At 61.7% G+C, this 13,904-nt stretch carries 11 protein-coding genes; 7 read left to right on the top strand and 4 right to left on the bottom strand.

Annotation, left to right across the window (positions count from 1 at the left end):
- Positions 1–44: 44 nt before the first annotated feature.
- From AS9A_RS06120 to AS9A_RS06105, 4 genes are read left to right on the top strand one after another with little or no spacing between them, the layout of a single operon-like run.
- A complete protein-coding gene (locus AS9A_RS06120; RefSeq protein WP_013806062.1) occupies positions 45–941 on the top strand; it encodes a TIGR01777 family oxidoreductase in 897 nt (298 codons plus the stop codon).
- Positions 942–972: 31 nt separating this feature from the next.
- Entirely contained in the window at positions 973–1,785 is an 813-nt protein-coding gene (gene lipB / locus AS9A_RS06115) for a lipoyl(octanoyl) transferase LipB (protein ID WP_013806061.1), read from the top strand.
- Positions 1,786–1,838: 53 nt separating this feature from the next.
- Positions 1,839–2,849: a lipoyl synthase gene (gene lipA / locus AS9A_RS06110; protein WP_192808166.1), complete on the top strand. Its 1,011-nt coding sequence runs from the start codon at positions 1,839–1,841 to the stop codon at positions 2,847–2,849.
- A gap of 54 nt (positions 2,850–2,903) precedes the next feature.
- Complete coding sequence (locus AS9A_RS06105) at positions 2,904–3,656, top strand: DUF4191 domain-containing protein (RefSeq protein WP_013806059.1); 753 nt, start codon at positions 2,904–2,906, stop codon at positions 3,654–3,656.
- A 13-nt stretch (positions 3,657–3,669) separates the two neighbouring features.
- On the opposite strand, the gene AS9A_RS06100 is transcribed toward AS9A_RS06105, so the two are convergent.
- Positions 3,670–4,134, bottom strand: a complete 465-nt coding sequence (locus AS9A_RS06100) for an RDD family protein (protein WP_041451593.1) — start codon at positions 4,132–4,134, stop codon at positions 3,670–3,672.
- Positions 4,135–4,347: 213 nt separating this feature from the next.
- Between AS9A_RS06100 and glnA (AS9A_RS06095) the strand changes: the two genes are divergently transcribed.
- The gene (gene glnA, locus AS9A_RS06095) at positions 4,348–5,784 is read left to right on the top strand and encodes a type I glutamate--ammonia ligase (protein WP_013806057.1); all 1,437 of its coding nucleotides are present in this window, start codon (positions 4,348–4,350) and stop codon (positions 5,782–5,784) included.
- A gap of 142 nt (positions 5,785–5,926) precedes the next feature.
- Entirely contained in the window at positions 5,927–6,703 is a 777-nt protein-coding gene (locus AS9A_RS06090; protein WP_013806056.1) for a hypothetical protein, read from the top strand.
- Position 6,704: 1 nt separating this feature from the next.
- Here AS9A_RS06090 and AS9A_RS06085 read toward each other — a convergent pair whose 3' ends face one another.
- From AS9A_RS06085 to AS9A_RS06075, 3 genes are all read right to left on the bottom strand, one after another.
- Positions 6,705–9,734, bottom strand: coding sequence for a bifunctional [glutamine synthetase] adenylyltransferase/[glutamine synthetase]-adenylyl-L-tyrosine phosphorylase (locus tag AS9A_RS06085; RefSeq protein ID WP_041450903.1), 3,030 nt, complete (start codon positions 9,732–9,734; stop codon positions 6,705–6,707).
- Positions 9,735–9,749: 15 nt separating this feature from the next.
- Entirely contained in the window at positions 9,750–11,090 is a 1,341-nt protein-coding gene (gene glnA / locus AS9A_RS06080; protein WP_013806054.1) for a type I glutamate--ammonia ligase, read from the bottom strand.
- Between the two features lie 102 nt (positions 11,091–11,192).
- Positions 11,193–12,845: an alpha/beta hydrolase gene (locus AS9A_RS06075; protein ID WP_013806053.1), complete on the bottom strand. Its 1,653-nt coding sequence runs from the start codon at positions 12,843–12,845 to the stop codon at positions 11,193–11,195.
- 183 nt (positions 12,846–13,028) lie between these two features.
- Here AS9A_RS06075 and panB point away from each other — a divergent pair, with 183 nt between their 5' ends.
- Positions 13,029–13,874: a 3-methyl-2-oxobutanoate hydroxymethyltransferase gene (gene panB, locus AS9A_RS06070; protein WP_013806052.1), complete on the top strand. Its 846-nt coding sequence runs from the start codon at positions 13,029–13,031 to the stop codon at positions 13,872–13,874.
- Positions 13,875–13,904 lie beyond the last annotated feature (30 nt).

Below are 13,904 nucleotides of genomic sequence, written 5' to 3'. Positions count from 1 at the left end.
GGGGCCAGTTCCTTTTATCACCCCTTTGTGGAGGCGTTGCTGCAATGCGAGTAATGATCGCTGGATCCTCTGGTCTGACTGGTACAGCTCTCGTGGAGGCGCTTCGCGCTGACGGTCACACCGCCATCAGGCTCGTACGTCGGCAGCCGACTGGTTCCGACGAAGTTTCTTGGGACCCTGGCCGTGCACTCGACCCTTCCGTCCTCGATGGGTGTGACGCGGTGGTGAACTTGTGCGGCGCGAGTCTTGGAGACAAACGCTGGACCGGCGCGTACAAGCAAGAGCTGCGTGATAGCCGCATCGAGCCGACTGAGGTGCTGGCTGAGGCGGCCGCGAAAGCTGGCGTGCCAGTCATGATCAGCGCGAGTGCCGTCGGGTACTACGGTGACACTGGTGACAAGGAGGCCGACGAATCCGCACCACCCGGTGAAGGTTTTCTCGCTACCCTTTGCCAGGACTGGGAGAAGGCATCAGCGCCAGCCGAACGCGCTGGCGTGCGTGTCGCCAACATCCGCACTGGGCTCGTGCTCGCACCCAAAGGCGGTATCCTCACCCGCCTGCAACCCATCTATCGTTTTGCGCTCGGCGGAAGGCTTGGAGACGGGCGACAGTACTTTCCCTGGATCTCGCTGACTGATCATGTGCGCGCGATGATGTTCCTCATCAGCAATTCGGAAATGTCGGGTCCTGTCAACCTGACTGGGCCCGCTCCCGTCACGAACGCAGAGTTCAATACCGCGATGGCCCGAGCGATACGTCGGCCCGCGCCCTGGGTTGTCCCTGGCTTCATGCTGAAGCTGATCGTCGGTGAGTTCGCTGAGGAAGCGATTCTCGCCGGACAGCGGGCCATTCCAGCCAAGCTCGAGCGGGCGGGGTTCAGTTTTGAACACAGTACGATCCGAGAAGCGCTCGATGCGGTATTCGATAGTGGCGGCAGTTAGCGTCCGCACCGGTTTGGAGTAGTTTGAAATCATGAGCACACGCAGTGCATCAGCCCGGTTGTCGGTGGATCCGATTGACGTTGTCGACGTCGGCCGCATTGAGTACACGGAGGCGTGGGAGTGGCAGCGGGCGCTTGCTGCGAAACGCGCCGTGGGCGAAGGTCAAGACACGTTGCTCCTGCTCGAACATCCCGCCGTATACACCGCCGGTAAACGTACCCTCCCAGAGGAGCGGCCTACCGACGGAACCCCCGTTATCGACGTCGATCGGGGCGGGAAGATCACATGGCACGGACCGGGACAACTCGTCGGGTACCCGATCGTCCGGCTCGCCGAGCCGATCGATGTGGTGGGCTACGTGCGCAGGCTCGAGGAGGCGCTGATCGAGGTCATCAGTAGCTATGGCATCCACTGCGGACGCATCGACGGCCGCTCCGGTGTCTGGTTGCCAGCGGAAATGGCCCAATCCGAAGATGGCGCTGAAGTGTTCCGGCCGGAACGGAAGATCGCGGCGATTGGCGTCCGTGTCCAGCGCGGCGTGGCACTGCATGGGTTCGCCCTGAATTGCAGCAACGACCTCGGCGCGTTCGACGCGATCATTCCGTGCGGAATCACGGATGCGGGGGTGACGTCCCTATCCGTCGAAACAGGTACGCCAGTCACCGTCCGCGATGTCATCGAGCCGGTAACCAGCGCTGTTGCGCGTGCACTCGACGGTGAACTGGCTGTGGCGGAGCACGAGATCGAACGACTGACGCTCAGCGATTTCCAGGCGAGCATTTTCCAGACGAGTGAACCTGCAGTGCAGGGAATGCCAAAGGTGACGACTTTTACGTTCGGGTGAACGTCCCCCTACTGGCGATCCGTCGCCTCACATTGGGGCGTAGCATCGACATCGTGACTATCGCCCCAGAAGGACGGAAGCTACTCCGTATCGAAGCGCGCAACGCTGAAACCCCGATCGAGCGGAAACCAAACTGGATCAAAACCCGCGCCAAAATGGGCCCCGAGTACACCGAACTCAAGGGTCTCGTACGACGTGAGGGCTTGCACACCGTCTGTGAAGAAGCCGGATGCCCCAACATCTTTGAGTGCTGGGAGGATCGCGAAGCGACCTTCCTGATCGGTGGTGATCAATGCACTCGCCGCTGCGACTTCTGCCAGATCGACACCGGCAAACCCGCCGAACTGGACCGGGACGAGCCCCGCCGTGTCGCGGAGAGCGTGCAGGCGATGGGGCTCCGATACTCGACAATTACTGGAGTTGCCCGCGACGATCTTCCGGATGGTGGCGCCTGGCTATACGCAGAAACTGTGCGCCAAATTCACGCCCTCAACCCCGGCACGGGAGTCGAACTTCTGATTCCCGACTTCAACGCCGACCCTGAGCAGCTTGATGAGGTTTTCGGTTCACGGCCGGAGGTACTTGCGCACAATGTCGAAACTGTCCCCCGGGTCTTCCGCCGGATCCGTCCCGCATTCCGCTACCAGCGTTCCCTGGACGTCATCAGTGCCGCACGCGACGTGGGACTGGTCACCAAATCGAACCTGATTCTCGGAATGGGGGAAACACCCGAAGAGGTCTCTGAAGCGTTGCAGGACCTCCGCACCGCGGGCTGTGACATCATCACGATTACGCAGTATCTGCGTCCCTCCCCCCGTCATCATCCGGTCGAACGATGGGTAAAGCCCGAGGAGTTCGTCGCCCATTCTGATACGGCCCGGGATCTCGGCTTCGCTGGCGTCATGGCAGGCCCTCTCGTGCGGTCGTCGTACCGTGCCGGCCGTCTTTACACTCACGCAGTCGCTGAGCGGGGCGAAGAGCTACCCGCGAACCTCACACATCTCGCGGGCGAAGGCACCGCGGCTCAGGAGGCTAGTGCCGTACTTGCCCGCTATGGCGGTTAGCGCCAGTCGGACTGCATGGCGCTCGGCCACGGCAGGGGAAGTATCCTGGGATGTATGGCTAAGGGCTCAGCGGGCAAGGGCAAGCTCGACAAGGCAGAACGCAAGGAACTGAAGGCAACGCGCAGGAAGCGCTCGAAAGAGCGTCGATCTCAGCTGTGGCAGGCCTTCAAGATGCAGCGCAAGGAAGACAAGTGGCTCGTTCCGATCATGGCCGGAACGATCGTGCTCACCACCCTTGTGATGTTTGGTCTGGGCTGGCTCATGAACGCCCAGTGGCTGTTCCTCCCGATGGGTCTGATCCTTGGCGTCCTACTGTCGGTGATCGTGTTCGGCCGACGCGTGACAAAGACGGTCTACAAGAAGGCCGAAGGGCAGACGGGAGCCGCGGCGTGGGCGCTTGACTCCCTCAAGGGTCCGTGGCGGGTCACCAACGCGGTTGCGGGAACCACACACCTCGACGCAGTCCACCGCGTACTTGGCCGTCCTGGCATCATCCTCGTCGGAGAGGGTGCGCCCCACCGCGTGAAGAGCCTTCTTACTCAGGAAAAGAAGCGTGTTTCACGCCTGGTCGGCGACACTCCGATCTACGAGATCATCGTTGGCAATGAGGCCGACCAGATTCCGCTGCCGAAGTTGCAGAAAGCAATGAATCGGCTGCCGAAGAACATCACGCGCAAGCAGATGGATTCACTTGAGCAGCGGCTGGCGGCAATCGCATCACGCACCAGTGGGCCAGCGATGCCCCATGGCCCGGTGCCTGGCGGCGGCAAGATGAAGAGCGTGCAGCGCACCATCAAACGCCGCTAGCGCGCACCCGTTCTCAACGTGTGCGGACGATTGCCGTTCCGGTCAGCCTGTCATGCAGTCCCCTCCCGTCGCGATCCCAGATCGCGGCGGGAATCAGCAGCGACACCAGGAACGCGCGGAGGACGGAGCGCCACAACCCCACCGGCGCGGCCCTATCTACTCGTTGAACACGCAGTCCGAACAGTGCTTGTCCCGGCGTGAACGAGAAGAAGAGCACCGCGAAAATCGCCACCATGAACCACACCAGCAGGCTCCAGTTGCGGGGCGGTTCGGGAAAAGTGAAGATGGCAGCGACGCCCGCCGCCATGAAGATGTCAGCAAAGAAGGCACCACTGCGTCGCAGCCAGGTGGGCAGTGAGCCAGGCCCATCCTCGGGCAGCCCGAGTGCTTCACCTTTGTACTTGGACTCGCCGTCCAACTCACCTTTCGGGAGAGCTGCCGACGGGCCGTAGAGCCATGAGCCTGTAATCCTGGACATGGCTTCTAGGATAGTTCTGACCTTGCCGGTTCCCCACATCTGGATTCAGGCGCGATACGGAACACAGTGCATCCGAATCGCAACCCTCGCCTGAATCGGTAACACGTGTGAAACACTGGGGTGACCGCTGGGCAACACCAAGTCCATACGGTTTTCTCGAGAATCCCGCGTAATCAAACTGTCTGAGCGGGGCCCGACTGAAGGAGCAGACGAGTGGCGTTTTCCAATGCCGAAGAAGTCTTCAAGTTCATTGCCGATGAAAATGTCGAATACGTCGACGTCCGTTTCTGTGACCTCCCGGGTGTGCAGCAGCACTTCTCAATCCCGGCGTCCGCATTCAACCAGGATGTGATCGACGACGGTCTTGCGTTCGACGGCTCATCGGTTCGCGGCTTCCAGTCGATTCACGAGTCTGACATGCTGCTCCTCCCGGACGTGACCACGGCAGGTATTGACCCGTTCCGCGCTGCGAAGACGCTGAACGTTGTCTTCTCTGTGCACGACCCGTTCACGCGCGAGGCGTACAGCCGTGACCCGCGTAACGTGGCACGCAAAGCTGAGGCGTACCTGGCCAGCACCGGAATCGCCGATACCGCGTTCTTCGGCGCGGAAGCTGAGTTCTACCTGTTCGACTCGGTCCGTTTCGATTCGCAGGCCAACGGCACATTCTACGAAATCGACTCTGAGTCCGGCTGGTGGAACACCGGCGTTGATCGTGAAGCCGATGGATCACCGAACCGTGGCTACAAGGTGCGCTACAAGGGTGGTTACTTCCCCGTCGCACCGTACGACCACTACGTCGACCTGCGCGACGACATCACCACCAACCTGACCAACGCCGGATTCGAGATCGAGCGCGGCCACCACGAGGTCGGCACCGCGGGCCAGGCTGAGATCAACTACAAGTTCAACACTTTGACTCACGCTGCTGATGACTTGCTGCTCTTCAAGTACATCGTGAAGAACACCGCATGGCAGGGCGGCAAATCAGCGACGTTCATGCCGAAGCCGCTGTTCGGCGATAACGGCTCCGGTATGCACATGCACCAGTCGCTATGGAAAGACGGCAAGCCGTTGTTCCACGACGAGGCTGGCTACGCCGGGCTGTCCGACATGGCCCGCCATTACATCGGCGGCATCCTGCACCACGCTCCGTCGCTGCTCGCGTTCACCAACCCGACGATCAACTCGTACCACCGCCTCGTGCCGGGTTACGAAGCGCCGATCAACCTGGTCTACTCGCAGCGCAACCGTTCTGCGGCTGTCCGAATCCCGATCACGGGCAACAACCCGAAGGCGAAGCGCCTCGAGTTCCGCGCACCTGACAGTTCGGGCAACCCGTACCTCGCTTTCGCGGCGTGCATGATGGCCGGCCTAGATGGCATCCGGAACAAGATTGAACCACCAGCACCGGTGGACAAGGACCTCTACGAACTCCCTCCGGAGGAAGCCAAGGGCATTCCGCAGGCCCCCACCTCACTCGAAGCTGTCATCGACAACCTCGAGCGCGACAACGACTTCCTCACCGAAGGTGGCGTGTTCACCAACGACCTGATCGAGACCTGGATCGCGCTGAAGCGCGAACAGGAAATCGAGCCGGTCCGCCTGCGTCCGCACCCGTACGAGTTCAACCTGTACTACGACGTGTGATCTGACTCGCACTTCCGAAGCCCGCCTGTTCCGTCGAGCAGGCGGGCTTCGCCGTCCTGGCATGTGATGTGACGAAGTCGACCTGGACATGAGCCCCCAGCACCGCTTATTAAGGAAGTACGAAACGCAAATGGGGTGATGAATGCTTTCTCTGGTGCCATTGCGCCGACCTGCGTTCGTCATGCCCGCAGGCAAGCCTGATCAGGCAGATCTCGATTCATTCTCCTTGGGCATCCGCACCAGGCCTTCGGCACAGAGCCAGTATCCTTGGGGCATGGTGATAGTCGACGTCGCGCTCTTGCCCGTCCGGGTAGGCATCATTGGTGCTCGGGTCACTGTCATGGCAAGCCAGTGGGTGCGGCCGGATGGCCCGATCCGCCGGGACAACGGTCTTCTCGATATGGCAGACGTGGTGGTCGGGAAACGCGGTGTGGCTGATCAACTCTTCGCTCTGCTCGCAAATCCTTATGGTCCTGTAGCCCTTCTGCGGGCTATCACTTCAGCGACCGCACCTGACCGTCCCCTCGGGCAGGCTCTCGAGCGTGGCGGCATGATCGAGCACGTGTTCGACCACAATGGCCTGATCGACAAAGTATTTCAGTCCGGTGGTTTTGTTGAGCGGGTTCTCACCGAGAATGGACTCGCGGAACGTATGGTCCACCTGATGGAGAATCTGGTCGCCATCGCGCCGGCGATCGACGGTCTTCAGGAGCCGCTGGCCCGTATTGAGTCCGCGTCGCGATACATCACGGATGCGGCCGAGCCGATCACCGACATGGCGGGGAGGTTCCCGCGCCCACGCTTCCCCCGGGTTGCTCGTGCCAACGCGAGCGAGGTCGTTGAGGGCGAGGCTGCACCGCAGCGGTCAACCCAAAAGGCATCAATACCCAAGGTGACCAGCAAGAAGAACTCCCGCTAGTTCACTGGTTACTGCCGAAGACCCGTTCGACTACTCCTCGTGCCCGGCGGGTGATGCGACGGTAGTGTTCTATGAAACCACCCGGATCACCGTCCCAGCCTGCGATGTAGGCCACAGCTGTGAGCACCGGTCCAGTACCGGGCAGTTGATCTGACGGTTTACCCCGGGCGAGCACAAGCGCGTTGCGTGCCTTTGTTGCAGTGATCCAGGCGTCACGCAGTAGTCCGGTATCGCTTTCCGAAAGCACCCCCTCCGCAGCGATCGCATCCAGCGACTTCAGAGTCGACGTGTTCCGCATGCTCGTCACTTCGTGTGCGTAGCGCAATTGGAGCAGCTGCACGGTCCATTCCACGTCGGATAGACCGCCTCTGCCCAGCTTCGTGTGGGTCGCGGGATCGGCGCCGCGGGGCAAACGTTCTGAATCGACGCGCGCCTTGATACGACGGATCTCCCGGACAGATTTTTCCGACATTCCACCCTCGGGATACCGCGACTTGTCTGCCATGTGCAGGAAGTCGATCCCCAGTTCGGGGTCTCCCGCTACCTGATGTGCCCGCAAGAGCGCTTGCACTTCCCACGGCTGCGCCCACTGTGCGTAGTACGCATCGTATGCGGCAAGTGTCCGGACCATTGGCCCGCTGCGCCCTTCGGGACGGAGGTTCGTATCAACTTCGAGCGGAGGGTCAACGCTGGGCGCGCCGAGTTGTTTCCGGATCATCTCGGCGATCTGAGTCGACCACTTCACAGCGGTGGTTTCGTCGGCGCCGGATTCGGGAGTACACACGAAAAGGACGTCCGCATCGGACCCGTAGCCGAGCTCTGCACCGCCCAAACGGCCCATACCGATGACCGCAATTCGCGCGGGAGCTGGCTCGCCACGCTCTTCGACACTGGACTGGATCGCCGCCTTGAGCGCGGATTCCAGCACTGCCACCCAGACCGAGGAAAGCGCCTCACACACTTGGGGGACATCAAGCATGCCGAGGACGTCAGCCGACGCGACGCGTGCCAGTTCCGCGCGCCGCAGCGAGCGCGCCGCCGCAATCGAGCGTTCCGGAGTTGCGTACCGCGCGGACGACGCGAGCAGTCCCTTTGCCACGTCTTCGGGGCACGGCTCGATGAGTCGAGGGCCTGAAGCACCGTCCGCGAACAAACGCAGCACGTCGGGGGCGCGAATAAGCAAGTCGGGAATGTAGGCGGAGGAACCGAGTATCTTCATCAGCCGACGAGCGGCCGCGCCCTCATCGCGAAGGGTGCGCAAGAACCATTCTTTGTCAGTCAGTTCATCGGACATGCGCCGATATGCGAGTAGCCCCGCGTCTGGGTTCGGTGTCTCGCTGAGCCAGTCGAGCAACGTAGGTAGCAGCAGAGCCTGGATTCTGTCGCGCCTCGACAATCCGCCCGAGAGTGCACGGAGATGGCTAAGCGCATTACGCGGCGAGGTGTATCCGAGTGCGGATAGCTGCCTGATTGCCGCGTCCTCGGTGAGACGCATCGCCTCAGTTTCAAGCCGCGAGACGGACTCAAGAAGCGGCCGGTAGAAGAGCTTCGTGTGGATGCGGCGTACGCGGGCGATATTGCGCTTGATCTCCGCTATTAACACGCCCTTTGCGTCAGTCGTGCCGTCCGGGCGCACGTGCGCGGCACGCGCCAGCCAGCGCAGTGCCTCATCGTCGTCAAGGGAGGGCAGGGTGTGTGTGCGCTGCATCCGCTGAATCTGAAGTCGATGTTCAAGTAAGCGGAGAAACTCATACGATGCTGTGAGGTTCGCGGCATCCTCGCGACCTATGTAACCCCCCGCAGCCAGCGCGGTGAGCGCCTCGACCGTCGAGAGCACATGGAGTGAATCGTCCGCCCGGCCATGCACCATTTGCAGAAGCTGAACAGCGAACTCGACATCGCGGAGACCGCCAGCCCCAAGTTTGAGTTCGCGGTCACGGATGTCAGCCGGGATCAGCGACTCCACTCGGCGGCGCATTTTGCGGACGCCGTCGACGAAGTCATCTCGCTCCGATGTGACCCACACCATTGGGTTGAGGGCGTCGATGTACTGCTGACCGAGCACCATGTCACCAGACATCGGCCGAGCCTTGAGCAGGGCCTGAAACTCCCAGGTATGCGCCCATCGCTTGTAGTAAGCGATGTGCGACTCAAGGGTGCGGACAAGCGCACCTGCCTTACCTTCGGGACGCAGGGCCGCGTCGACTTCAAAGAACGCGGCCGATCCGATGCGCATCGTTTCGCTGGCGAGGCGGGTGGCGGCACCGTCTGACGGCTCTGCAACAAATATGACGTCAACGTCGCTTACGTAATTGAGTTCACGCGCGCCGCATTTCCCCATCGCGATAATCGCGAGCCGGATCGGGCAAGGTCCTGCGGGGAACACTGTTGCGACAGCTGCCGACAGCGCCCCGGTGAGTGCCGCGTCGGCGAGCGCGCTTAGATGCCGTACGACTGCCGTGTACGGCAAGACAGGTTCATCCTGCACCGTCGCAGCGAGGTCGGCCGCCGCGAGGATCATCAACTGGTCGCGGTACTCGTTCCGCAACGCGATAATCGCCTTCGGCCCGACTACTTCGGCCCTGAAAATGCTCGACTGGCCTTCGGGAATTCCTTCAACGGTCACGGGCACAGCACCGACCGCAGCGAGCATCCTGGTTGTGAGTTCCTCGTCGGTGGGCAGTGGAATCGACTTCCCCAGGAGGCGGCGCCAGAGTTCAGGCCGCGCGATCAGGTGATCACCAAGCGCGGTTGACGCGCCCAACAGCCCGAAAACGCGCCCACGCAAGCCAGTGTCGTCACGGACCTCGCGGTCGAACTCCTGCCACTCGGACTCAAGTGCGTCCTTCAAGCGGCTCAGCGCGAGTAAAGCGAGGTCTGGGTCCGGGGCGCGCGAAAGCGCCCACAGCAAATCCACGTCTTCCTGGCTGTCCCAACCCAGCAGACTGAGCCGGTTCGCCGCGCTGGGGTCGACCATCCCAAGCCTTGCAGGGCCCGGGACTAGAGAACGGCCGAGCGGTGGTCGCACCATAACTGCATTAACCCTTTACAGAGAAAGGTAGGTCTTCAACTCATAGGGTGTGACCTGGGTGCGGTACTGCTCCCATTCCGCGCGCTTGTTGCGGAGGAAGTAGTCGAATACGTGTTCGCCTAGCGCCTCAGCAACAAGTTCCGACTTCTCCATCTCGCGAAGAGCGTGGTCGAGATTTCCTGGAAGCTCCCGATATCCCATCGCACGGCGTTCCGCCCGCGTGAGTGACCAGACGTCGTCCTCGGCCTCAGCCGGCAGTTCGTAACCATGCTCGACGCCGCGCAAGCCCGCTGCGAGGAGGACCGCGAACGTCAAATATGGGTTGCAGGCTGAGTCAGGGCTGCGCACCTCGATACGACGCGACCCCGCCTTATTTGGGGTGTACATGGGGACCCGGACGAGCGCGGACCGGTTCGCCCTGCCCCATGACCCCGCGGTCGGCGCTTCACCACCGTGTATCAACCGCTTATACGAGTTGACCCACTGGTTCGTGACGGCGCTGATCTCGTTCGCGTGGTGGAGAATTCCCGCGATGAACTGCTTCGCGGTATCGGACAATTCCATCGGGTCGTCTGGGTTGAAGAACGCGTTGCTCTCCCCCTCGAACAGACTCATGTGCGTGTGCATGGCGGAGCCAGCGTGCTGACTGAACGGCTTCGGCATGAAGGAGGCATGCACACCCTCGAGCAGGGCGACTTCTTTAACGACGTAACGGAAGGTCATGACGTTGTCGGCCATCGACAGGGCGTCGGCGTAGCGCAGGTCGATTTCCTGCTGGCCCGGCGCTGTCTCATGGTGGCTGAACTCAACCGAAATACCCATCGATTCGAGTGCCTCGATCGCATGGCGGCGGAAGTTGGGGGCAGTGTCGTGAACTGCCTGATCGAAGTAGCCCCCCTTGTCGGCCGGGATCGGCTCCGAACCATCATCCGGCGAATTCTTCAGCAGGAAGAATTCGATCTCGGGATGGACATAGCAGCTGAATCCCAAATCGCCAGCCTTGTTGAGCTGGCGGCGCAAAACGTGCCGCGAATCAGACCACGACGGCGAACCGTCGGGCATCGCGATGTCGCAGAACATGCGAGCGGTATGCGGCTTCCCGTCTTTGTGCACCCACGGCAGAATCTGGAAGGTGGAAGGATCAGGCATCGCAACAGTATCCGCTTCAGACACGCGCGAGAACCCTTCGATGGATGACCCATCGAAGCCAATACCTTCTGTGAAAGCGCCCTCAAGTTCCGCCGGTGCGATCGCCACCGACTTGAGGAAGCCGAGTACGTCGGTAAACCACAGCCGGACGAACCGGATGTCGCGCTCCTCGATCGTGCGGAGCACGAATTCCTTCTGGCGATCCATACGGGCGAGGTTATCACCTAAGGTGGCCCGCCAACCGGGTTCGGCACGGGATGGCGGTGTCTAGCAACGACTCAGATGCGAGCCAGCACTAACACCGCGATCTCAGCACAGGGTGCCCTCCCCTGGCAGTTCCCCCTCGATCAGATATCTCGCCGCGTAATCGTCCACACACTGGATGCCCTGGAAAACCGCAGTATGCGTGTTGCCGCGAAAAGTCAGCAGCGCAGCGCCTAATTGATCAGCGAGTTCAACGCCCGCTTCATAGGGTGTTGCTGGGTCACCCGTGGTCGATACGACGAGCAGCGGGGGCAATTCCTCCGCGATATCGAGCGTTCCCGGTTCACTGGTATGAGGCACGGGCCAGAAGGCGCACATCGACAGTGGTGCGCGTCCAGTGCCGCGGCCGTCATCGAGGAAGGGGGCAGCCTCGCGGTATCTGCGGTCAACCTCGCCAGCGGTCTCGCGGTCAATCTCGGGAGGGCTGTCGACGCAGCGGATGGCATCAAACGCATCATTGCTGTTGTCGTAAAGCCCGTCGTCGCCGCGCCCCTCGTAGATGTCTGCCAGCATTAGCAGGGTGTCACCAAGTCCGTCGGCAAGCTCAGCAAGTCCCGTGCGCAGCGACGGCCAGAACTGCTCCACGTAGAGAGCCTGGACAACCCCCGTGAGGGCATCCTCGTAACTCAAACCGCGCGGGTCAGTCGTCTGCGCCGGTTGCTCGATTAGTGGGTCCACCAACTCGCGAAACTGTGCTACCGCCTGGTCTGGCTCGTCACCGAGTGCGCATTCCCGCTGTGCCGCGCAGTCTTCAGCGAATGCATCGAAGGCGCGCTGGAAGCCCTCCCCTTGCCGAATCACCGATTCGGCCGCTTCTTCCGCGGGATCTACCGCTCCATCCAGGATCATCGCACGGACGTTCGTGGGGAAAGCTTCGGCGTACAACGCTCCGAGATAGGTGGCGTACGAGTACCCGAGGAAGTTGAGTTTCTCGTCCCCGAGTACTGCCCGGACAATATCAAGGTCACGGGCGCCTTCCCGGCTGCCCACGCTCGCGAGTAGCGCCTCCCCTGTTCGTTCGGCGCACAACGCTGCATATCGTTCATTTTCAGCCTCATGCGCGGCGATCCCTTCCGGGCTCATATCCACGCGAACCTGCGCGCGGTGGGCGTCTTTCTCCTGGTCGGTCCGGCACGCGATCGGCGGATACGATGCTCCGACGCCTCGCGGGTCGAGTCCAACGATGTCGAAGCGCTCGATCACGTCCGTGCCGAACAGAGCGGTGGTGATATCGGCGACGGTTTGCACACCGCCAACCCCTGGGCCGCCTGGATTGAGGACGAGAGAACCGATCTTCTGGCCTTCCGCAGCGCGTCGCGCGAGCGCTACATAGGCAACGTTGCCATCCGCGCTCGCGGAGCCGTTCTGGTCGTCTGAGAGGCTGAGGGCGCCTGGATCGCTGTAGTCGACGGGGACCGCGACACGGGCACACGAGAACTCGTACAGCGCGAGGCTCTCGCGAGCGAGGGAATCGACGGCGTAGTCATCGCATGGCCCCCATTCCACGGTTTGCTGGTAATAGCTCGCAAGTTCCGGAGGGAACTCTGTTGGAGTAGCGGGCGCGAATTCCGGCCCTTCTTCATCTCCGGGCCCCGGTCCGGCGCACCCAGCGAGCGCGAATGCTGCAACCACGACGAGAGTGAACCCCCTGCGGGTGAACCGCCCTCTCGCCGCACGCGGGAACCGATGCGCGATCATTCCTCAGATAGTGCCACGCAAGGACGGATGCGGCGGTGAATCTGCCACCTCCCACGATCACGTGATCCCTGCCACACCCTCTGCTCAGGACGGTCTTTGGCTTCGCAGTAGTGGCAGACTGAGGAGAGTCATCACCCAAACCCGGGGACCGCCAACTCGGCCTCGAGGCATGAAGGGAACACGATGTCGGAGACACCTGTGTACGGGTCTGCGGGCCAGCAGCCCAAACGGACGAAAACTCGGATTCACCACTTACAGGCGCTGAAGGAGAAGCACGAGCCGTGGCCAATGCTCACGGCTTACGACTATCCGACCGCGCAGATCTTCGATGATGCGGGAATTCCGGTCCTGCTTGTCGGGGACTCGGCAGCGAACGTGGTGTACGGCTACGACACCACAGTGCCGGTGACTATTGACGAACTCCTCCCACTGGTGCGTGCTGTCGTTCGCGGCGCGCCGAATGCCCTTGTTGTTGCCGACCTGCCTTTCGGTTCGTACGAGGTTTCCGCCGAACAGGCACTCGAAACGTCGATACGCTTTTTGAAAGAAGGCGGCACGCACGCTGTCAAACTCGAAGGTGGCGAGCGTATGGCTCCGAAAATACAGGCGCTGACAGCAGCAGGAATTCCCGTGATGGCGCACATCGGCTTCACTCCGCAGAGTGTGAACAGCCTCGGTGGTTTCCGCGTCCAGGGACGTGGAAGCGGGGCAGATCAGCTCATTGCCGACGCACTTGCAGTACAGGAAGCCGGTGCCTTCTCAGTCGTCATGGAGATGGTCCCAGCGGAACTCGCCTCCGAAGTGACACATAAACTGACAATTCCCACGATCGGGATCGGCGCGGGAAATGAGTGCGACGCACAGGTTCTGGTCTGGCAGGACATGGCGGGACTCAATCGCGGGAAGACCGCGAAATTCGTCCGGCAGTTCGCGGCCGTAGGGAACGAGCTTCTGCGCGCAGCCACAGAATATGCGGACGCGGTGCGCGATCGATCATTCCCCGCACCCGAACACTCTTTTACCAACTAAAAAGCATGCGGCCCTAGGCCCCTTATCGAG

The sequence above is a fragment of the Hoyosella subflava DQS3-9A1 genome (assembly GCF_000214175.1).
Lineage (GTDB): Bacteria > Actinomycetota > Actinomycetes > Mycobacteriales > Mycobacteriaceae > Hoyosella > Hoyosella subflava.
This window is presented reverse-complemented; position numbering and strand designations above follow the sequence as displayed.

What these genes read in the sequence shown, in the direction of transcription:
- AS9A_RS06120 (WP_013806062.1), top strand. Translation starts at nt 45, where the DNA reads ATGCGAGTAATGATCGCTGGATCCTCTGGTCTGACTGGTACAGCTCTC.
- panB (WP_013806052.1), top strand. Translation starts at nt 13,029, where the DNA reads ATGTCGGAGACACCTGTGTACGGGTCTGCGGGCCAGCAGCCCAAACGG.
- glnA (WP_013806054.1), bottom strand. Translation starts at nt 11,090, where the DNA reads ATGGATCGCCAGAAGGAATTCGTGCTCCGCACGATCGAGGAGCGCGAC.
- AS9A_RS06100 (WP_041451593.1), bottom strand. Translation starts at nt 4,134, where the DNA reads ATGTCCAGGATTACAGGCTCATGGCTCTACGGCCCGTCGGCAGCTCTC.
- AS9A_RS06090 (WP_013806056.1), top strand. Translation starts at nt 5,927, where the DNA reads ATGCTTTCTCTGGTGCCATTGCGCCGACCTGCGTTCGTCATGCCCGCA.
- AS9A_RS06085 (WP_041450903.1), bottom strand. Translation starts at nt 9,734, where the DNA reads ATGGTGCGACCACCGCTCGGCCGTTCTCTAGTCCCGGGCCCTGCAAGG.
- lipB (WP_013806061.1), top strand. Translation starts at nt 973, where the DNA reads ATGAGCACACGCAGTGCATCAGCCCGGTTGTCGGTGGATCCGATTGAC.
- AS9A_RS06105 (WP_013806059.1), top strand. Translation starts at nt 2,904, where the DNA reads ATGGCTAAGGGCTCAGCGGGCAAGGGCAAGCTCGACAAGGCAGAACGC.
- AS9A_RS06075 (WP_013806053.1), bottom strand. Translation starts at nt 12,845, where the DNA reads ATGATCGCGCATCGGTTCCCGCGTGCGGCGAGAGGGCGGTTCACCCGC.